The sequence below is a fragment of the Chryseobacterium gregarium DSM 19109 genome (assembly GCF_000430845.1).
Taxonomy (GTDB): domain Bacteria; phylum Bacteroidota; class Bacteroidia; order Flavobacteriales; family Weeksellaceae; genus Chryseobacterium; species Chryseobacterium gregarium.
In genome coordinates, this window is sequence record NZ_AUMU01000001.1 from 239,917 (window position 1) to 260,429 (window position 20,513).

The 20,513-nt window shown below is 39.3% G+C and carries 24 protein-coding genes; 15 read left to right on the top strand and 9 right to left on the bottom strand.

Translation table 11 applies throughout. The features are described from left to right. Nucleotides 1–3: 3 nt before the first annotated feature. The 15 genes from H561_RS0101225 to hisIE all read left to right on the top strand — a co-directional run bounded on the left by H561_RS0101225 (nucleotide 4) and on the right by hisIE (nucleotide 13,207). Nucleotides 4–378 carry a hypothetical protein gene (locus H561_RS0101225; RefSeq protein ID WP_027385342.1) on the top strand — a complete coding sequence of 125 codons (375 nt, stop codon included), beginning with the start codon at nucleotides 4–6 and terminating at the stop codon, nucleotides 376–378. A gap of 134 nt (nucleotides 379–512) precedes the next feature. After that, nucleotides 513–1,088: a C40 family peptidase gene (locus tag H561_RS0101230; RefSeq protein WP_034761056.1), complete on the top strand. Its 576-nt coding sequence runs from the start codon at nucleotides 513–515 to the stop codon at nucleotides 1,086–1,088. A gap of 80 nt (nucleotides 1,089–1,168) precedes the next feature. Then, nucleotides 1,169–1,981 carry a 2,3,4,5-tetrahydropyridine-2,6-dicarboxylate N-succinyltransferase gene (locus tag H561_RS0101235; RefSeq protein ID WP_027385344.1) on the top strand — a complete coding sequence of 271 codons (813 nt, stop codon included), beginning with the start codon at nucleotides 1,169–1,171 and terminating at the stop codon, nucleotides 1,979–1,981. Between the two features lie 30 nt (nucleotides 1,982–2,011). Then, a complete protein-coding gene (locus H561_RS0101240; RefSeq protein WP_027385345.1) occupies nucleotides 2,012–3,181 on the top strand; it encodes a glycosyltransferase family 87 protein in 1,170 nt (389 codons plus the stop codon). 4 nt (nucleotides 3,182–3,185) lie between these two features. Then, nucleotides 3,186–4,115, top strand: coding sequence for a glycosyltransferase family 2 protein (locus H561_RS0101245; protein WP_027385346.1), 930 nt, complete (start codon nucleotides 3,186–3,188; stop codon nucleotides 4,113–4,115). Nucleotides 4,116–4,117: 2 nt separating this feature from the next. Next, nucleotides 4,118–4,894, top strand: a complete 777-nt coding sequence (locus tag H561_RS0101250) for a polysaccharide deacetylase family protein (RefSeq protein WP_027385347.1) — start codon at nucleotides 4,118–4,120, stop codon at nucleotides 4,892–4,894. Next, entirely contained in the window at nucleotides 4,891–5,991 is a 1,101-nt protein-coding gene (locus tag H561_RS0101255) for a glycosyltransferase family 4 protein (RefSeq protein WP_027385348.1), read from the top strand. The genes H561_RS0101250 and H561_RS0101255 overlap by 4 nt, the downstream gene beginning before the upstream one ends. A 250-nt stretch (nucleotides 5,992–6,241) precedes the next feature. Further along, nucleotides 6,242–7,099, top strand: a complete 858-nt coding sequence (hisG, locus tag H561_RS0101265; protein WP_027385350.1) for an ATP phosphoribosyltransferase — start codon at nucleotides 6,242–6,244, stop codon at nucleotides 7,097–7,099. A gap of 1 nt (nucleotide 7,100) precedes the next feature. Continuing rightward, a complete protein-coding gene (gene hisD, locus H561_RS0101270; RefSeq protein WP_027385351.1) occupies nucleotides 7,101–8,393 on the top strand; it encodes a histidinol dehydrogenase in 1,293 nt (430 codons plus the stop codon). After that, a complete protein-coding gene (gene hisC / locus H561_RS0101275; protein WP_027385352.1) occupies nucleotides 8,380–9,411 on the top strand; it encodes a histidinol-phosphate transaminase in 1,032 nt (343 codons plus the stop codon). The genes hisD and hisC overlap by 14 nt, the downstream gene beginning before the upstream one ends. Further along, entirely contained in the window at nucleotides 9,408–10,502 is a 1,095-nt protein-coding gene (gene hisB / locus H561_RS0101280) for a bifunctional histidinol-phosphatase/imidazoleglycerol-phosphate dehydratase HisB (RefSeq protein ID WP_027385353.1), read from the top strand. The genes hisC and hisB overlap by 4 nt, the downstream gene beginning before the upstream one ends. A 5-nt stretch (nucleotides 10,503–10,507) precedes the next feature. Next, nucleotides 10,508–11,089, top strand: a complete 582-nt coding sequence (hisH, locus tag H561_RS0101285) for an imidazole glycerol phosphate synthase subunit HisH (protein WP_027385354.1) — start codon at nucleotides 10,508–10,510, stop codon at nucleotides 11,087–11,089. Then, nucleotides 11,089–11,808 carry a 1-(5-phosphoribosyl)-5-[(5-phosphoribosylamino)methylideneamino]imidazole-4-carboxamide isomerase gene (gene hisA, locus H561_RS0101290; RefSeq protein WP_027385355.1) on the top strand — a complete coding sequence of 240 codons (720 nt, stop codon included), beginning with the start codon at nucleotides 11,089–11,091 and terminating at the stop codon, nucleotides 11,806–11,808. The genes hisH and hisA overlap by 1 nt, the downstream gene beginning before the upstream one ends. 62 nt (nucleotides 11,809–11,870) lie before the next feature. Beyond that, nucleotides 11,871–12,623, top strand: a complete 753-nt coding sequence (gene hisF / locus H561_RS0101295; RefSeq protein WP_027385356.1) for an imidazole glycerol phosphate synthase subunit HisF — start codon at nucleotides 11,871–11,873, stop codon at nucleotides 12,621–12,623. Continuing rightward, nucleotides 12,620–13,207: a bifunctional phosphoribosyl-AMP cyclohydrolase/phosphoribosyl-ATP diphosphatase HisIE gene (gene hisIE, locus H561_RS0101300; RefSeq protein WP_027385357.1), complete on the top strand. Its 588-nt coding sequence runs from the start codon at nucleotides 12,620–12,622 to the stop codon at nucleotides 13,205–13,207. Before hisF ends, hisIE begins: the two co-directional genes overlap by 4 nt. Nucleotides 13,208–13,294: 87 nt before the next feature. Here the strand turns inward: hisIE and H561_RS0101305 are convergent, their stop codons facing one another. The 9 genes from H561_RS0101305 to H561_RS0101345 form a co-directional block, all read right to left on the bottom strand. After that, nucleotides 13,295–14,470 (bottom strand): M28 family peptidase, encoded by a 1,176-nt coding sequence (locus H561_RS0101305; RefSeq protein ID WP_027385358.1) that lies wholly within the window; start codon nucleotides 14,468–14,470, stop codon nucleotides 13,295–13,297. Between the two features lie 99 nt (nucleotides 14,471–14,569). Continuing rightward, a complete protein-coding gene (rplT, locus tag H561_RS0101310) occupies nucleotides 14,570–14,914 on the bottom strand; it encodes a 50S ribosomal protein L20 (RefSeq protein WP_027385359.1) in 345 nt (114 codons plus the stop codon). A gap of 118 nt (nucleotides 14,915–15,032) precedes the next feature. Next, nucleotides 15,033–15,230 carry a 50S ribosomal protein L35 gene (rpmI, locus tag H561_RS0101315; RefSeq protein ID WP_027385360.1) on the bottom strand — a complete coding sequence of 66 codons (198 nt, stop codon included), beginning with the start codon at nucleotides 15,228–15,230 and terminating at the stop codon, nucleotides 15,033–15,035. Nucleotides 15,231–15,538: 308 nt separating this feature from the next. Further along, entirely contained in the window at nucleotides 15,539–16,039 is a 501-nt protein-coding gene (gene infC, locus H561_RS0101320; RefSeq protein WP_185095970.1) for a translation initiation factor IF-3, read from the bottom strand. Nucleotides 16,040–16,193: 154 nt separating this feature from the next. Next, a complete protein-coding gene (gene thrS / locus H561_RS0101325; protein ID WP_027385362.1) occupies nucleotides 16,194–18,113 on the bottom strand; it encodes a threonine--tRNA ligase in 1,920 nt (639 codons plus the stop codon). A 286-nt stretch (nucleotides 18,114–18,399) separates the two neighbouring features. Beyond that, nucleotides 18,400–18,588, bottom strand: coding sequence for a hypothetical protein (locus H561_RS0101330; protein WP_027385363.1), 189 nt, complete (start codon nucleotides 18,586–18,588; stop codon nucleotides 18,400–18,402). Nucleotides 18,589–18,729: 141 nt separating this feature from the next. Then, the gene (locus H561_RS0101335; RefSeq protein WP_027385364.1) at nucleotides 18,730–19,335 is read right to left on the bottom strand and encodes a DUF4230 domain-containing protein; all 606 of its coding nucleotides are present in this window, start codon (nucleotides 19,333–19,335) and stop codon (nucleotides 18,730–18,732) included. A 29-nt stretch (nucleotides 19,336–19,364) separates the two neighbouring features. Further along, nucleotides 19,365–19,904, bottom strand: a complete 540-nt coding sequence (locus H561_RS0101340) for a TlpA family protein disulfide reductase (protein ID WP_027385365.1) — start codon at nucleotides 19,902–19,904, stop codon at nucleotides 19,365–19,367. A gap of 1 nt (nucleotide 19,905) precedes the next feature. After that, entirely contained in the window at nucleotides 19,906–20,373 is a 468-nt protein-coding gene (locus tag H561_RS0101345) for a pyrophosphohydrolase domain-containing protein (RefSeq protein WP_027385366.1), read from the bottom strand. Between the last annotated feature and the right edge of the window lie 140 nt (nucleotides 20,374–20,513).

Genomic DNA, 20,513 nt, shown 5'->3' on the forward strand with positions numbered 1-20,513 from the left:
ACTATGAAGAAAATATTTTTACTTTTACTGACGGCTTTTTTATTCATTGGTTGTGGCAAAGATGAAGATACCATTTATGATTTCATCGGAACATGGGCCGGAACTTATAAGGGAACTGAGAAAGGCGACTGGAACATTGTAGTGGCTGCCGACGGAAAAGTCACAGGGACCATGCATTCAACCCAGACCACTAAAAATTATTCCATTTCCGGACATCTTAGTGAATCGGGAGAACTGACGGCAGCTTTAGGGATGCCTGAAAATGGTGAATTCAATGGGACGCTGAGAAGAAATAAAAAAGGTTCAGGCAGCTGGTCCAATTTAGCCATTACACCCACAAAGTCAGGAACTTGGACAGGGACAAAAAAATCTAAATAAAATTGTATTAATAAAAAAAGCTATTCTTTTGAATAGCTTTTTTTATGCCATAATTTCCTACCACAAATTAAATACAGGGAAAGTATAATTTATTTATATTTGTAAGCATCTTTAGAGCAGAAAATATACAAAATATGAAGAACAGATTGAATTATGGAAATTTAAAACTAAAAACCATTCCTGTTTTGCTCATTACTTCCGCCATTTCTGTTTCGTGTGGAAGCTCAAAAAATGTTATGTTAAAAAGAAATCCTCGAATCTCACCGTCCGTAGCAAAAACTGAAAATCTACGTAAACTCGATTCTAAGTTTGACGGAAATATTTCAAAATCCATCAGCGAAATTTTAAAAGATGCTGAAAAGTATCTGGGTGCCCCCTACAAATTCGGCGGCAATACCTCATCCGGCTTCGACTGTTCCGGGTTTGCCTTAAAAGTCTTTGAAGAAAATGACTACCAGCTTCCCAGAAGATCATCAGACCAAGCCGGGGCCGGAAAAAAAATAGACATCAGGGAAGTGAAACCCGGAGACCTTTTGTTTTTTTCAACTGCGGGAGGAGACCGTGTTTCCCATGTCGGTATTGTTCATGATATCGGAAACGACGGTGAAGTGAAATTTATCCATGCTTCAACGACCAAAGGGGTGATTATTTCATCCTTAAACGAGGTGTATTGGAATAAGGCATATCTGCATGCCCAGAGAATTCTTTAACCTTGTTAGGGTTCTAAATCCTGACAAGGTTACACAGAACTTTTTTGTATATTTGCCGCTATTAATTTTAAACCACAGACATGTCATTACAACAGACCATTGAAAATATTTGGGATCATAGAGATCTATTGCAGAATGAAGACAGCCGCAAAGCCATCAGAGAAGTTGTTTCTTTATTGGATGCAGGTAGTCTTCGTGTTGCCGAGCCTACAGAAAACGGATGGCAGGTGAATGAATGGGTGAAAAAAGCGGTAGTGATGTATTTCCCGATTCAGAAAATGGAAACGATTGAGGTAGGGCCTTTTGAGTTTCATGACAAAATTCCTTTGAAGAGAAATTATGCTGAAAAAGGAGTACGGGTAGTTCCGCATGCGATTGCAAGAGAAGGTTCTTTTATTGCTTCAGGAGTTATTTTAATGCCTTCTTACGTAAATATCGGAGCTTATGTAGATTCAGGAACGATGGTGGATACCTGGGCAACGGTAGGAAGCTGTGCACAGATCGGTAAAAACGTCCATCTGAGCGGCGGAGTGGGGATCGGCGGTGTTTTAGAGCCGCTTCAGGCAGCTCCGGTGATTATTGAGGATGATTGCTTTATCGGTTCAAGATGTATCGTCGTAGAAGGAGTTCATGTAGAAAAAGAAGCCGTATTGGGAGCCAATGTTGTACTGACCGCTTCTACAAAAATCATTGATGTTACCGGTCCTGAGCCTGTAGAAATCAAGGGAAGGGTTCCTGCCCGTTCGGTAGTAATTCCGGGAAGTTATACAAGACAGTATCCTGCCGGAGAATATCAGGTGCCATGTGCGCTGATCATCGGCCAGAGAAAAGAATCTACGGATAAAAAAACTTCTTTGAATGATGCGCTGAGAGATAATAATGTAGCTGTTTAAGACTTCAGTGTAAACCCATACTTCACCATTTTGAAAGATAAATTTTTTAAAATACTGCTAAACCCTAAATATATATTTGGGGTTTATCTTATTATAGCCGTTGTTACGGCAATTTCCAAATATTTCAGAGGAAATTATGCAATCAACAATTACCTGATTTTCAAAAGCGTATTTTTCAATACCCGAGATCAGGCCAATCTGTTTACGGAATACCCAGAAAGGTTTTTCGATATGAACCATTACGGTGTTTTTTTCAGCGTACTGATTGCTCCGTTTGCCCTGATGCCCGACTGGCTGGGAATTACGCTGTGGAATGCTGCCAATACGTTTATCTTTGTCTATGCCATTCACAAGCTTCCCTTTTCTGATGCCAAAAAAGCGCTCTTTGCCTTATTTTGTCTGCAGGAATACATTACGGCAGCTTTAAGCCTGCAGTTCAATGTTGCACTGACAGGTCTTCTGCTATTGTCGGCGGTATACATTTACGAAAGAAAAGAGACAAAATCCGTTACGGCTATTTTAGTAGGGGTTTTTGTGAAAATATATGGGATTGTAGGTCTGTCCCAGTTCTTTTTCATTAAGAATAAAACAAAATTTATAGTCTCAGGGTTGATTATTGCTGGAGTATTTTTTATTCTGCCCATGATCTATTCAAGCCCCCGGTTTGTCATACAATGCTATTCTGACTGGTATCAGTCGATTATTGAAAAGAACAGTGCAAACCAGACGTTGGGAAATATGCAGGATATCTCACTGATGGGGTTTTTCAGAAGGATCTTAGGCGATGCATCCATTTCCAATGTGATATTTTTAGCATTCGGGTTACCGCTTTTTGCCTTGCCTTATATCAGGATCAGACAATATAAAAATTATGCCTTTCAGCTGATGATTCTGGCTTCAACCTTACTCTTTCTGGTATTGTTCAGTTCAAGTTCAGAATCACCAACGTATATTATTGCGGTTACAGGCGTGATGATCTGGTTTTTCCTGCAGAAAGAAAGAACTCCTCTTGTCATCGGACTGCTGATTTTCGTTATTGTTTTTACGTGTTTTTCAACTTCAGATCTGTTTCCGAAATTTGTGAAGGAGAATTATATCATAAAATATTCTTTAAAAGCTGTACCTTGCATTGTGGTTTGGTTAAGGGTAATCTATGAGCTTTTAACCAAAGATTTCGAAAAAAACTACAGCCTCAATTAATCCTATGAAGAAAATTTCAATCGTTATTCCTGCCCATAATGAAGAAGGAAACGTTGCTTTGGTTCATGAAAAAATTAGACAGGTTTTTTCCGGATTAAACGATTATGATTTTGAAATTATCTTTGTTAATGACGGAAGCAGAGACCAGACCCAGCAAAAATTAGAAGAGCTTTCCAAAAAATATAGTGAAATAAAATTCATTGAATTTTCAAGGAACTTTGGTCACCAGCCTGCCGTAAAAGCGGGAATGGATCATGCCCATGGAAATGCCGTTATTTCAATGGACGGCGACCTTCAGCATCCTCCGGAACTGATTCCTGACATGATCACGAAATGGGAGGAAGGCAATGACATTGTATTTACCGTAAGAAAATACCCGAAGGAAATTTCTTGGTTCAAAAGAAAAACTTCAGACTTTTTTTATAAAATCCTGTCGAAATTATCTGATGTCAATCTTACCAAGGGCGGCGGCTCAGATTTCAGGCTGATGGATGCGAATGCCGTAGAAGTTATGAGGAGTTTCAATGAAGATGATTTGTTCCTGAGAGGATTAACGAGTTGGATGGGCTTTAAACAGGCCGGAATCGAATTTACAGCAAACGAAAGACTGTCAGGGCAAAGCAGCTACAATCTTAAAAAGATGGTGACATTCGCTTTTACCGGAATCACGGCGTTCAGCGTAAAGCCGCTTTATATTGCAGCGTACCTGGGCTTCCTGTTTTCAGGATTTTCTGTAGTTGGATACGGCATTTATGTGATCCATTCATTTATTACAGAAACGGAAATTTCAGGCTGGGCTTCATTGATCATGACCATCGTTTTCTTCGGCGGGTTGCAGCTGATCATTTTAGGAATTATAGGAATTTATTTAGGCAAGATCTTCAAACAGGTAAAAGAAAGACCGAACTATATCATCAAAAATAAAAATTTTTAACCATGGTTTTATTGAGTTTTGACATTGAGGAATTTGATATGCCATTGGAATATAAAGGAGAAATACCGTTTGAACAACAGATTTCCATCTCACAGACCGGACTAAAAAGGATTTTGAATATCCTTAAAAAGCATCAGATAAAAGCTACTTTTTTCTCAACGGTAGTTTTTGCGGAGAATAGTAAAAACCTTATTCAAAAGCTGTTGGATGATGACCATGAACTTGCTTCCCACACGTGGTTCCATTCTGATTTTGAAGAAAAGCACTTGAAAGAATCTAAAGAAAGGCTGGAAGAGTTATTTTCTGTAAAAGTAACCGGTCTCAGGATGCCCAGAATGATGCCGGTGAGTAAAAATGCGGTGGAAGATGCAGGCTATGCCTACAATTCATCTATCAATCCGACCTTTCTTCCGGGAAGATACAATAATCTCAAAATTTCAAGAACGTATTTCAAAGAAGGCATGGTGACCCAGATCCCGGCTTCGGTATCTCCTAATTTCAGGATCCCTTTATTCTGGCTTAGCTTTCATAATTTTCCTCTGTCTTTTTACAGGAAACTGGCTTTAGACACGTTAAAGAAAGACCAGTATTTAAATATTTATTTCCATCCCTGGGAATTTGCGGAAATTAAAGACGAAGCATTTAAATTACCCGGTTTTACAGTAAAAAACTCTGGAAAAGATATGGTGGAAAGGTTTGATGGATTTATTTCCTGGCTCAAAAGTAAAAATTATACCTTCGGAACTTTTCAGGAATTCCAAAAACAGATTGAATTATGAAGATTGCTTACGATGCCAAAAGATTTTTTCACAACACGTCGGGATTAGGCAACTATTCCAGGGATCTGGTGAGGATTTTAGTGAAATATTTTCCTGAAAACGAATACATTTTACTCAATAAAAACCGATCTGAGAGAGGGAAGGATATCTTAGAAAACTCTAATGCCAGATTCGTTGAAACCTCAGGCGAAATGATGTCTCGGCAGCTGAAAATGGGGAAAGATGCCCAGAAACAGGATGCCGATATTTTTCATGGCTTATCCGGTGAACTGCCTCTGAAATGGGATAATGCCCCGATTAAAAAAGTGGTTACCATCCATGATCTCATTTTTATGAGATATCCGCAGTATTATTCTTTTTTTGATAGGAAAATTCACTTGTGGAAATTCAGAAAGGCAGCAGATTCCGCAGATAAAATCATTGCGATTTCCGAACAGACCAAAAAGGATATCATTCAGTTTCTTAACGTTCCGGAAAGCAAAATTGAAGTGATTTACCAGGGCTGCCATCAGGCTTTTAAAGAAGAGCAGCCTGAAGAATTTACCCTTCAGACCAAGGAGAAATTTAATCTTCCTGAACGATTTATCTTAAACGTAGGCACTATTGAGGAGCGGAAAAACCTTTTAAACATCATTAAAGCCATAAAAGATACAGAAATTCCTTTAGTGGTCGTCGGAAGAAAGACAAAGTACTTCAGTAAAATCCGGCAGTTTATTCAGAAAAACAAAATGGAAAAACAGGTCCGTTTTCTGGAGGGCGTTTCAATGCATGAGCTGGCCGTAATTTACAAATCAGCAGATATTTTTGTTTACCCGAGCTTGTTTGAAGGTTTCGGCATTCCGGTGATTGAAGCCCTGTTCTCAAAAACGGTTGTGGTGACCAGCAACACCAGCTGTCTTCCTGAAGCAGGCGGGCCGGACTCCGTATACATTAATCCTGGAAATGAAGCCGATATTTCAGCCAAAATCCAGTTTCTCTGGAATAATGAATCTGAGAGGCAACGCCGTGTCGATAAAGGTTTTGACTTCGTTCAGAAGTTTAATGATGAACCGATTGCAGGCCAGCTGATGGAGCTCTACAGAAAATTTTTTGTATAAATTTCCTGGATGTTTCAAAATAATTCCTACATTTGCAGTACACATTTCAACAATGAAACCGAATTTTTTAACAGTACATCATTATCATCATCATCTCTGCTAGACGGAATTGATTGATCGATACAATATGTTAAAATCAAAATAATTAAAAAACCGTCTGAGTAAACAGGCGGTTTTTTGTTTCTGAATTTATCCCGGGAAATCTTTACCATCCAACCAGTTTTATTTACTCAGACCCAATAATAATCCAATGAGTAAATTAAAAATTGCCATACAGAAAAGCGGACGGCTGTACGAGGAATCCCTTCAGCTTCTTAAAGACTGCGGAATCTTCATCAATAATGGAAAAGACCAGCTCAAAGTTTCCGTAGACAACTTTCCTCTGGAAATTATGTACCTGAGAAACTCAGATATCCCGCAGTATCTGGAAGACGGGGTTGTAGACATTGCTATTGTGGGCGAAAACCTGCTAGCAGAAAAGGACAAAAATATAGAGATTGTCCAAAAGCTCGGGTTCTCAAAATGTCGCGTCTCATTAGCCGTCCCAAAAGAAGTGGAAACTGATCAACTCAGTTATTTCCAGGGAAAAAAAATTGCCACGTCCTATCCAAATACCCTTGAGAACTTCCTTCAGAAAAACAGTATTTCAGCAGATATCCATGTCATCTCAGGTTCAGTGGAAATTGCCCCGAATATTGGCCTTGCTGATGGAATATGTGATATTGTAAGCTCGGGAAGCACTTTATTTAAGAACGGTCTAAGGGAAACCGTTACTCTTTTATTATCCGAAGCCGTTCTGGCAAAAACCTTCAGCTTAAATGATGAAAAAGAAGCCGTTCTCGGAAAATTACTGTTCAGGATTAAAGCCGTTTTAAAAGCAAAAAATTCAAAATACATTCTGATGAATGTCCCAAATGATAAAATTAAAATCATCTCTGAAGCACTTCCGGTCCTTAAAAGCCCGACGGTTATTCCCCTCGCGCAGGAAGGATGGAGCAGCATTCATTCCGTGATTGATGAAGACCGGTTCTGGGAAGTCATTGATGAACTCAAAGACAAAGGGGCTCAGGATATTTTGATAATTCCAATCGATAAAATGGTGATATAAGATGAATATTTCAAAATACCCACAAAAAAATACCTGGCCGGAACTGGTGAAAAGGCCTGCTTTGGAAAGGACAGGACTTACGGAAACCGTATCAGACATCTTTGCAGAAGTCCGGCGAAATGGTGACCGGGCATTAATCAGGTTCAATAAAAAATTTGATCAGACTGATGTTGACCGGATCTGGGTGCCTGAAGAAGAAGTGAAAAATGCTGAAGATACTTTGCCGGAAGAACTGAAAACAGCAATTCAGCAGGCTAAAGAGAATATTACAAAATTCCATGCTTCCCAAAATCCTGAAATTCATAAAATTGAAACGACTGCAGGAGTAACATGCTGGAGAGAAAACCGGGCGATTGAAAAAGTGGGGATTTATATTCCCGGAGGAACGGCACCTTTATTTTCAACTGTGTTGATGCTGGCAGTGCCTGCACAATTGGCGGGCTGTGAAGAAATCATTTTATGTACGCCTCCGGATAAAAACGGGAAGATCAATCCTGCCATCCTTTACGCGGCACAGCTTTGCGGAGTCCGTAAAATATTCAAAACAGGCGGGGCGCAGGCGATTGCTGCTATGACATTCGGGACTGAAAGCATTCCGGATGTTTATAAAATCTTCGGACCCGGAAACCAATATGTGGTGGCCGCAAAAGAATATGCACAGAATTATAAGGTGGCCATCGATATGCCTGCCGGTCCCAGCGAAGTTCTGGTGATTGCCGATGAATTTGCCGTCCCGGAATTTTGTGCATCAGACCTGCTTTCCCAGGCAGAGCACGGAAGCGATAGCCAGGTTATCTTTATTACAACAGATGAAACCGTTCTTAACCGGACGGTTGAGGAAACGGAAAAACAGCTTGAGCAGCTTCCAAGAAATGAAATGGCCCGTAAATCTTTAGAAAACAGTCATTTTATTTTAATGGAATCCATTGAAGAAGCTTTGAAATTCAGCAATCTCTATGCTCCCGAACATTTGATTTTAGCGATAGAGGATTTTGAAAAATACATTCCGGAAATTAAAAATGCAGGTTCGGTTTTTCTGGGAAATTATTCCTGTGAAAGTGCCGGAGATTATGCCAGCGGAACCAATCATACCCTTCCAACGAATGGTTTTGCCAGAAATTACAGCGGGGTTTCCCTGGACAGCTTTGTCAAGAAAATCACTTTTCAGCACCTGTCTGCAGAAGGATTGGGGAATTTAGGAAGAACTATAGAAGTCATGGCCGAAGCAGAAGGGCTTTTCGCTCACAAAAATGCTGTCTCCATAAGATTAAAACAACACAATGAAAGAATTTAACATCAACGGCTTCGTGCGCAAAAATATTCTGGAACTTCAACCGTACATCAGTTTCAGGGATCAGAATGAATTTGACAGTCCTGTGTTTATGGATGCCAACGAAAGCCCGTTCGGAAACCTGAACCGTTACCCGGATTCAACACATAAGAAACTGAAGCAGAAACTCTCTGTTATAAAGAATGTTTCATCGAATAATATTGCCCTCGGAAACGGAAGCGATGAATTGATAGACCTGATCATCAAAATTTTCTGCGAACCTAAAAAAGATGCGGTCTTAAGAATGAACCCTTCTTTTGCCATGTATGATTTTTACGCATCGATCAATGAAAACAAAGTCGTAAAGCTGGATTTAAATGAAGATTTTAATATCGTAAAAGATGATTTTTTAAACCTGATGAATGGTAATCAGCTCAAGATTTTCTTTCTTTGTTCCCCGAACAATCCTACCGGGAACAGCATTGAAGACCTGGAATTCTACATTGAAAATTTTAACGGAATTGTTGTGGTAGATGAAGCATATATTGAATTTTCCGGCAGGAAATCATGTATTGAATTGTTGGATAAATACCCGAACCTTATTGTCCTGCAGACTTTTTCAAAAGCCTGGGGAATGGCAGGTGCAAGGGTAGGCATGGCTTATGCCTCGGAAGAAATTATTAAACTTATCAATACGGTAAAAGCTCCTTATAATATCAATTCGTTAAGTGTGGACCTGGTCTCAAAAGCAATTGATAGCCTCAAACCGTTAAATCAGAATATAGAAAGAATATTACTTGAAAAATCATGGCTGCGAGATCAGTTTGAAAATATCAGCTGTATAAAAAAAGTATATCCGAGCGAGGCTAATTTCTTTTTAATTGCCTTTGAAAATGGTGATAAAGTGTATGAGCAGCTGTTAAAAAAGGAAATTTTAACAAGCAAGAGAAGTCCTTATATTCCCGATTGTATCAGAATGAATGTAGGAACCAGAGAAGAAAACAGCAAGTTAATAGCCGCTTTACAAAATATTGAATTATGAAAAAAGTATTGTTTATAGACCGTGACGGAACCTTAATTATAGAACCGGAAACTGACCTCCAGGTAGATTCCCTGGAAAAACTGGAATTCTATCCGGGTGTCTTCCAAAACCTGTCCAAAATCGCCAGTGAACTGGATTATGAACTGGTCATGATCACCAATCAGGATGGCCTGGGAACGGAAAGTTTTCCTTACGAAGATTTTATAAAGCCTCATGAAAAAATGCTGACAGCTTTTGAAAATGAAGGGATTGTTTTCAGCGATATTTTAATTGACAGAAGTTTTGAGCATGAAAATCAGCCGACCCGTAAACCGCAGACCGGGATGCTGGGAAAATATATTTACGGTGATTATGACCTTGAAAATTCCTTTGTGATCGGGGACAGGCTGACCGATATCCGGCTGGCGGAAAACCTCAGATCAAAAGCCATTTTTATCGGTGCCGTTCAGAATGAGTATGCAGCGCTGACTACTGAAAGCTGGAACGAAATCTATTCGTATCTGAAACAAGTTCCGCGAAAAGCAAAAGTATCAAGAAAAACCAACGAGACTGATATTGAAATTGAAATTAACCTGGATGGAAACGGCCTGTCTGACATCTCAACAGGGCTTCATTTTTTCGACCATATGCTGGAACAGATTGTCAAACACGGTAATTTAGATCTGAAAATCAGTGTAAAAGGAGATCTGCATGTGGATGAACACCACACCATTGAAGACACCGGAATTGTATTAGGCCAGGCCGTTCTGGAAGCTTTAGGAAAGAAGAAAGGAATCGAACGATATGGTTTTCTGCTGCCTATGGATGATTGTCTGGCACAGGTGGCCATTGATTTCGGAGGCCGCCCGTGGCTGGTGTGGGCCGCAGATTTCAAGCGTGAGAAAATAGGAGACGTCCCTACCGAAATGTTTTACCATTTCTTTAAATCTTTTACAGATTCGGGTCGGTGCAATATTAATATCAAAGCAGACGGTGACAACGAGCACCACAAAATAGAATCGGTCTTTAAAGCATTCGCAAAATCGATAAAAGCAGCGGTACGGCAGACCGGTCAGAATTTTAATATTCCCTCAACTAAAGGAAGCTTATAAATAATATGGTTGCCATTATAAAATACAACGGCGGAAATGTAAATTCCGTACAGAATGCCCTGGACAGGCTGAAGACAAAATCAATAATTACTAATGACCCTGAAGTGATTAAGAATGCAGACAAAGTGATTTTTCCGGGTGTCGGTGAAGCTTCGTCTACGATGAAGGTGCTGAAAGAAAGAGGGCTGGACCTCTTAATTCCGGCGTTACAGCAGCCGGTATTAGGAATTTGCCTGGGAATGCAGCTGATGTGTGCCGGTAATGAAGAAGGCAATACGGTTGGTATGGGAATTTTTGATATTCAGGTTAAAAAATTTCCCGCTGACCATATCGTTCCACATATGGGCTGGAATACGCTTTCAGATTTTAAATCAAATCTTTTTTCTGACAGTAAAGAAGAACATGATGTGTATTTTGTCCACAGCTTTTATTGTGAATTATCTGAATATACAACTTCGGTCTGTAATTATATCCTGCCGTTCAGCGCGTCCCTGCAGAAAGGTAATTTTCATGCCATGCAGTTTCACCCTGAAAAATCGGGGAGTACCGGAAGCAGGTTATTACATAACTTTTTAAATATTAAATAATGAAAATTATTCCAGCCATTGATATTATAAACGGCAAATGTGTCCGGCTTTCAGAAGGCGATTATGATACCATGAAGGTCTACAATGAAAACCCGGTAGAAGTAGCCAAAGAATTTGAAGCTTCCGGAATTCAGTTCCTTCATCTCGTTGATCTCGATGGGGCAAAATCCAGACATATTGTTAACCATAAAATACTGGAAGCAATTGCCAGGGAAACGTCTTTAAAAATCGATTTCGGCGGCGGGCTGAAGACCTTGGGCGATATTGAAACTGCTTTTGATGCAGGGGCAGAACAGATTACCATTGGAAGCATTGCCGTTCAGGATCCGGAATTCTGTTTTAACCTGATTTCAACATTCGGGAAAGAAAAGATTATCCTGGGAGCCGACTGTAAAGACAGGAAAATAAAAACTTCGGGCTGGCTGGAGGAAAGTGATAAAGATGTTATTGATTTCATTCTTCAGTATCAGCAGAAAGGAATACAGAGCGTGATCTGTACCGATATTGCCAAAGACGGCATGCTACAGGGACCATCGGAAGAGTTGTATCAGGATATTTTATCGCGAACTTCTGTTCAATTGGTAGCAAGCGGCGGGATTTCAAAAATGGAAGATGTATACCGGATGAAGGAAATAGGATGTTCAGGAACCATTATCGGGAAAGCGATCTACGAAGGAAAAATCAGTCTGGCTGAACTCCGGGAATTTATTGATTCCTGATTAAATCGGGCAAAGCTGTTTGATGATAAATAAACCATACCCATTAATTACAACAAATAAAAATGTTAAAAAAAAGAATCATACCCTGTCTGGACATCAAAGACGGTACAACGGTGAAAGGCGTTCAGTTTGAAGGCCTGCGGAATGCCGGAGATCCCGTTGAGCTGGCAAAAAAGTATGAAAATGACGGAGCCGATGAGCTGGTTTTCCTGGATATTACCGCAACCATAGAAGAACGTAAAACATTTGCCGGACTGGTAAAAAAAATTGCTGGAGAGCTGAGCATTCCTTTTACGGTAGGCGGCGGTATTTCAACGGTTGAAGATGTCAGGAACCTGCTGGAAGCCGGAGCCGATAAAATCAGCATCAATTCTTCTGCCGTTAAAAACCCGGGACTGATTTCTGATCTGGCGAAAGAATTCGGAAGCCAATGTGTTGTCGTGGCAATTGATACAAAACAGATCAACGGTTCAGATTGGGTACATGTTAAAGGCGGAAGGGAAATAACCGGTTTAAAAACCCTGGATTGGGCAAAAAAAGCAGAAGCCTTAGGAGCCGGAGAAATTCTCCTGACATCGATGGACGGAGACGGAATGAAGAACGGCTTTGACCTGAGGATTACTAGACTGGTATCTGAAAATATCGGTATTCCTGTCATTGCCTCAGGCGGTGCCGGAAAAACCGGAGATTTTGAGCATGTCTTTACCCAAACCAAAGCCACAGGTGCGTTGGCAGCCAGTATTTTCCATTTCGGGGAGATCGGAATCCGGAATTTAAAAAATGAATTAAAATCTAAAAAAATACCCGTACGATGAATATAAATTTTGATAAAAGCAACGGACTGGTTCCTGTTATTATCCAGGATGACCGCACCCTGCAGGTCCTCATGCTGGGATACATGAATAAAGATGCTTACGAGAAAACAGAAAAGGAAGGAATTGTTACCTTTTTCAGCCGCTCTAAAAATAGGTTATGGACCAAGGGCGAAGAATCGGGTAATTTCCTTACTGTAAAAAGTATGGCTGTTGACTGTGACCAGGACACGGTATTGATAAACGCCATACCCGGAAAAGCGGTATGCCACACCGGAAGCTTCAGCTGTTTCGGGGATAAAACGGCGAAGGGATTTGTCTATGAACTGGAAGCAAAAATCAGCCGGAGAATCGATGAAAAAACGGAAGGTTCCTATACCTATTCATTATTCAGGAAAGGCATCAACAAAGTAGCCCAGAAAGTAGGAGAGGAAGCGGTGGAACTGGTGATCGAAGCAAAAGATGATAATGAAGACCTGTTTAAAAATGAAGCAGCCGATCTGCTGTATCATTATTTAATTTTACTGAAAGCTAAAAATGTAAGTCTAAAAGATGTTGAAGAAATCCTGATGTCGCGTGCAGAGTAAATTATAGAACGAAAAAAGCCAATGATTACCATTGGCTTTTTCATATTTTACAGAGAACCTGTTGTTCTGAATGCTGCAGGTACTGAATTATTTCCCGATGATTATTTTTCTTACTGCAGTTGTACCGTTAGCCCTGACGGTACACAGATAAGCACCGCTGGTTAATCCCGAAACATTAATCTTTGTCTCATTTTCCTTACCTGCTATAACCAAACGCCCGCTCAGGTCTGCAATCTCTGCATTGAATTTCTTAATGCTTCCCGGCACTTCAATAGTCAGCACATCTTTTGCTGGGTTGGGATACACTTTTACCAATTCCAAAGCATTTACCGGTGCTTCATTGGTGGCCAAAACACTGGTAGCCACGGCAAAATGCTGTAATGCACCTACCGACGCTTTTCCGACATTAAATACATACGCCGGGTCTACATTGGCAAAAGTATCGTTCACTGTATGTTCATTAAAGCTTCTTACATTTTCATAAAAACCGGTGATGATGTCTCCGTTCTGCTCAAAAGGAACATAGTCGGATGAATAGGTATTTGACATAACCGTCTGTAACGGGGAATATAATGCCGTGCAATTGGCAAGCTGCTGCGTAAATGCCATAGACTGCGCATTGTTACCCGGCAGGCCGTCCTGGTCGCTTTCACATTTAATCGCGTTGTTGTTATTCCCGATCTGGCCTCCTATCTGATCGAGATTGAATACCAGTTTAATATTTAACTGCCGGACGTTGTTCTGAAAGGCCACATTATCCGCATAATGTCCGCTTCCCTGCAAGCCCTGTTCTTCGCCGGAAAAATGGATAAATTTAATAGAATATTCTGTCGGTATATCTTTTAAAATCCTTGCTGCTTCCAGAATAACCGAGGTTCCGCTTCCGTTATCGCTTACACCGGGGCCGAAGATCGTATCATAGTGGCCGCAGATGATCACATAGATGTTGGGGTAGGTAGTACCCGTCTTTGTAATGATTAAATTCTTTGAGTTGATATTATTTCCAAAAGTAAAAGGGTCTTCCGCAATCTGGTTTACTGTATATCCGTAAGACTGATATTTTGCTTTAAGCCAGTCCAAAGTATTGGTATTTGCCGGTGAACCGGTCGTTTTTATGCCCAGCGTCTGAAATTCCTGTAAAAGAGTGGTAACATTGGTCTGTGAAACCTGATCTGCTCTGTTTTTATATGCCTGAATAAGAGTTTGAGCATGTAGATTATAAGCTGCTAATGAAATAAGCAGAAGGGTAGTTATTTTTTTCACCTTTAGAAAAAATTATATTTAATAATTAAACAAATGTAAATAATAAAAAAATCCTGAGCAAAAAACTCAGGATTTATATTGATAACAAAAAATTCTACATTATTTTACTTGATCTACAACTGCTTTGAAAGCTTCAGGGTGATTCATTGCTAAATCGGCTAAAACTTTTCTGTTAAGCTCTACGTTGTTCTTTTTAAGAGCTCCCATAAACTGAGAGTAAGACATTCCGTGCTCTCTGGCTCCGGCGTTGATACGCATGATCCAAAGTGCTCTGAAATTTCTCTTTTTCTCTTTTCTGCCGCGGTAAGCATATTGCATTGCTTTTTCCACGGCATTTTTAGCTACCGTCCAAACGTTCTTTCTTCTACCGAAAAAACCTTTGGCTTGTTTAATGATTTTTTTTCTGCGAGCTCTTGAAGCTACTGCATTTACTGATCTTGGCATAATTTAAAATGTTTTTTTGAAATGTGCGGCAAACTGTTTCATTGCGCTTGGCTGCTCCATGTCAGGGTTAAATTGTTGAATTTTGAATTCTTATAAACCGAATATAGATTTATAAAAACTACTTGATGGCTAATTGACGCTTAACACTTTTCTCGTCCACTTTAGCTACGTAAGAAGTCGTCGTAAGATTTCTCTTCTGTTTCGTTTCTTTCTTAGTCAAGATGTGGCTTTTGTAAGCATTTTTTCTTTTGATCTTTCCGCTTCCGGTAAGAGCAAAACGCTTTTTAGCACCTGATTTCGTTTTTAATTTTGGCATTGTTCTGCTTTTTTATTATTTTGTTATCAATATCTGTTTTGGCTCCTGATCTCGGTCAGGAATAGTAGGGTGCAAAATTACTAAAAAAAAGTGAGATCCGGATAAAAGAATTATTAATATTAATGGGAGAAGTGGATGAAAGGACTTAAAAAAGTCTGTCGAAATCAAAATAAATTGCAAATGACAAGAATTTTCAATTTAATTATGAATAGAAATATAAATTATTCCTTCTCAAAGTAAAAAACCTCAAATTTCTTTGAGGTCAGTAGGTAGTATAATGTTGTCAGATCACAATGATCTGCTGTTGATTATTTAGCTGGTTTTTTAGGGCTCATCATCATGATCATTCTTTTTCCTTCAAGCTTAGGAAGCTGGTCTACTTTTCCAACATGCTCTAATTCCTGAGCAAGTTTTAAAAGCAGGATTTCTCCCTGATCTTTAAAGATAATTGAACGTCCTTTAAAAAATACGTAAGTCTTTAATTTTGAACCTTCTTCAAGAAACTTTTCAGCATGCTTTCTTTTGAATTCATAATCATGTTCGTCAGTCTGAGGTCCGAAACGGATCTCTTTCACCACAACTTTGATCTGCTTAGCTTTCAGTTCTTTCTGTTTTTTCTTTTGCTCATATAAGAATTTTTTATATTCTAATATTCTCGCAATAAACGGTTCAGCCTTATCGGAAATTACTACTAAATCCAATTCCTGTTCTGCAGCAATCTGTTTTGCTTTGTCAATCGGATAAATTCCCGGCTCTACGTTATCGCCCACCAAACGAAGCTCTCTCACACGAATTTTATCGTTGATCAAGTGTAAGTCCTCCTGTACAGGACGTCTTTGTGGGCCCCTGTTGTTAAATCTTTGTGCTATTGTATTATATTTTTATTGGTTAGTACTAATTTTATGTAAAGATTTAAAAACTGAATGTTTTAAAAAATTAATTCATTCAATTTTAAATGACTTTTTATATTGCTGATTCCTTTTTGAAGTAAGAAACAAAATCTTCCATGTTCATAACTCCCAGGTCTCCTTCACCACGTCTTCGTACAGAAATTGTGCCATCCTTCTCCTCATTTTCGCCGATTACCAGCATAAAAGGGATTTTATTTAATTCTGCATCACGGATTTTCTTTCCTGCCTTCTCGTTTCTTTCATCAATCTGACCGCTAATATCGTGATTTTCTAAAAATTGTGAAACTTTTTTCGCATAATCTACATATTTTTCACTGATCGGAAGAACAATGAACTGATCAGGGCTTAACCACAACGGAAAATCTCCTGCTGTATTTTCAAGAAGGATTGCAATAAAACGTTCCAGGGAACCAAAAGGGGCTCTGTGGATCATGACCGGCCTGTGTTTCTCATTATCATTTCCGATATAATGAAGATCAAATCTTTCCGGTAAATTATAGTCAACCTGGATCGTTCCCAGCTGCCATTTTCTGCCTAAAGCATCTTTTACCATAAAGTCCAGCTTAGGACCGTAGAATGCCGCTTCACCATATTCAACAACCGTTTTCAGGTTTTTGTTTTTTGCTGCCGTGATGATCGCATTTTCTGCTTTTTCCCAATTCTCATCAGAACCGATATATTTTTCCCTGTTGTCAGGATCCCTCAATGAAACCTGAGTCATGAAATCTTCAAACCCTAAAGATTTAAAAACGTATAACACCAGATCGATTACCGCTTCGAATTCTCCTAACAGCTGATCAGGAGTACAGAAAATATGCGCATCATCCTGAGTAAATCCACGGACTCTTGTCAACCCGTGAAGTTCCCCGCTTTGCTCATATCTGTATACAGTCCCGAATTCAGCATATCTTTTTGGCAAATCCCTGTAGCTCCATTGTGACGTTTTGTAAATTTCACAATGGTGAGGGCAGTTCATCGGCTTCAGCAAGAATTCTTCTCCTTCATTCGGCGTTTTAATCGGCTGGAAGCTGTCTGCTCCGTACTTATCCCAGTGTCCTGAAGTGACATATAATTCTTTTGAACCGATATGTGGCGTCATTACAAATTCGTAACCTCCTTTTTTCTGGGCTACAGAAAGGAAATTTTCTAATTTTCTTCTCAAGGCAGTTCCTTTCGGCAGCCAAAGTGGCAAACCGGCCCCTACTTTTTCAGAGAAAGCGAAAATTCCAAGTTCTTTACCCAGTTTTCTGTGGTCTCTTCTCTTGGCTTCTTCCAACCTTTCAAGATACTCGGTCAATTCTTTCTGTTTTGGAAAAGAAATACCGTAAACTCTTGTCAGCTGTGGATTTTTTTCGTTTCCTCTCCAGTATGCGCCGGCTGCATTTAAAATTTTAACCGCTTTTACAATACCGGTATTCGGAATATGCCCTCCACGGCAAAGATCCGTGAAGTCATCATGTGTTACAAAAGTGATCTCTCCGTCATTAAGGTTGGAAATCAGTTCCACTTTATAAGGATTATCTGCATAAACCTTCAACGCTTCCTCTTTAGAAACAGGGTATAATGAGAATGTCGAACCTTTTCTGGCATTTTCCAATACCTTCTTTTCAATTTTCTCAAAGTCTTTTTCAGATAAGCTTTCGCCACCGAAATCCACATCGTAGTAGAATCCGCTTTCGATAGCAGGACCGATCGTTAGCTTAGCATCAGGATAAAACTCAAGGATGGCCTGCGCCAGAAGGTGGGCAGAAGAATGCCAGAAGGCTTTCTTACCAAGATCATCATTCCAGGTCAGCAGCTGTACCGTGGAATCCGTGGTGATAGGTGTGGTGGTTTCTACTTGTCTGTCATTTACAACTGCGGAAATGGTATTTCTAGCCAATCCCTCGCTTATAGATTTTGCCACATCTAGCGGAGTAACTCCCGCCTCGAATTCTTTGACGCTGTTGTCTGGAAGTGTAATTTTTATCATTGTTTACTGAGAAATTTTAAGAAGCAAAAATACGAAAATTTAAACAAATACAGTAACAATACGTAATATACATGAGAATTAATGCTAAATAAGCAATATAGCTTTTACCAATAATCACAAAACAGAATTGATTATGATAAATATTTGTTTATCGGCTACATTTATCGTTCTAACAGGCAGAAGGCTAAGGAATGAAATACTAAATAATTTAACCTATAAAAAAAATCACAAAAATGATGTGTATTCGATCATTTTTGTGATTCAGTCTGTAAAAAAGAATTAGTATTTATTCCTTTATGTTATCTGTTTTTCCCGAAGGATTGTTTTCAGAGGACTTTTTAATATCCTTTTTATCAACATCAGACGGATTAGTCTTCTGGGATGAAGCGGGAATGTTCTGAAAATCCTCATTCTGCTTTTTTGTCTCTGCGTTATTGGCAGACTCTGTTTTTTTTGTATTTTCGTTTGGATCCATTGCTTTATTTTTTAGGGATACCATTACGTATTCAAAGCGTTTGCCAAACATGGCGGGTAACGGGTTTTAATAGTATGGGTTTGTTTCAGGAAAGGTTCTTCTGCTCAGATCAATCAGATATAATTGGTGTCTGATATATTTTTAAAGCGGCAGAATACCTACTTTCCCTGTTTTATCCTCTATATCGTAATGTAATGCCTTGGCCAGGACAAATATAGTGTTGAGATTTTCCATCAGCTGTTTACGGCCTTCATTTCTGAGTTTGTTCTGGTCAATGGATTTGACGGCTGTAGTTTTTGCTTTTGCGGTAACATTTTTTATATCTTTTTCAGAAATCCTGTTGAAAAAAGAATCGTCCAGCGACTGAATTTCAACACTTGGCGTAATTCTTACTTCTGCATCAGGCAGTTCCGTAATGATTAATTTCCTGTTGACCGAATCTACTTCCATTTTCATTTTATTAAGATCATAGGAAACCTGTGCATTAGTTCTAGTATAAGTAATAATGCTGTTGCTGGTCATTTCCCTGCCAAAAAGTTCATAGCCCATTTTGGTTTTCTGCATCGAAGAAATATCCTGTTCAAGAACCACCATTTTATTCATCTTTGAAATCTGGTTGGTCAGGATATAATAATCTGAATTTTCGGTTTTCTTACTGATGTTAAAACATGATCTGAAACTGAAGAAAAGGATGGTCATCAAAATGATGCCTGCCAGAAACGGGAGTATGATCTTAATATTTCTCAAATCTTATGGGTTAAAATTTCATTACGCATCTATTGGTTGTCTTTTTTCAAAATTTCGGCAAGATCTCTTTCGAGATATCCTGTGGTAGGCATTTCTACAATCCTGCCGATCTCTTTGCCGGATTTTTCGACGATAATCGTCGGAACTTTCTCAATTTTATAACGACTTTCCTCTCCTGATGGAGATTTCTTTTTACGGTTTACCGCAATCATCGTGAGTTTGCTTTCAGGATAACTGACTTCCTCCAGGATTTTCATTAATCGTGGAACATCCCTGTGGCTGTCTTCGCACCAGGTTCCCATGAAGACAGTAATGTTATAAGAATTGACTTTATTTTTTGTCAGTTCACCGGTTGCTTTTCTATCTACAGCATATTCATCATGCTCTTTTACATACCATTCCGAATAAGGTGCTTTTAGCAGCTGATCTTTTAGCAGATTTCCGAGAAGCATATTGCTGTCATCGTTGGTTTTTACTTCATGATTCTCCACCACGTTCTGGGCGTTAGCCTGTTGAGCCGTAAAAATCAGGCATGAAGCAACCGCAATATTTGTAATGATTTTTTTCATATTATTTTTCCATAATGGTCTTCAGATCGGCAGGAGAGTAGTACTTATTTTTCAATACTTTATGGTCTGCCTTGCGATAAACATTATATTTTTCCCCTGATTTTTCATAAAAAGAGTCGACCTCTTTCTCTTTATAAAATTCAACCGTTTCCTGAGCCTGTTCTTCGTTATCGCATGCTTTGGACATATTGGAGCGCTGAACTTCGTTGAACAGTTCTGCAAATTTACTGCCAAGCCCGAATTCCAGGACAGCACCGCTTAAAACATACTGCAGATCACATAAGGCATCAGCAATCTCTACGATATCCTGATCTTCGATAGCCTGTTTCAGTTCATTCAGTTCTTCCTGTAAAAGCTCAACCCTGAGACTGCATCTTTCCGGGGACGGAATCTGCGGCGTTTCCAAGATGGGTGCTTTAAAAGTGGTGTGGAATTCTGCTACCTGGTTCAGACTGTCAATTTTATCCATGAATATTTTTATTTAAGGCAAATATAAAAATAAGCAATCAGATATCAGGGATTAAGACTTAGGTTTTTTGTGCGTTTTGTCATTCTGGTAAAGGAAGAATCTGTCTTTGTTTCAGATACGACCATGATGATGTTCAGATT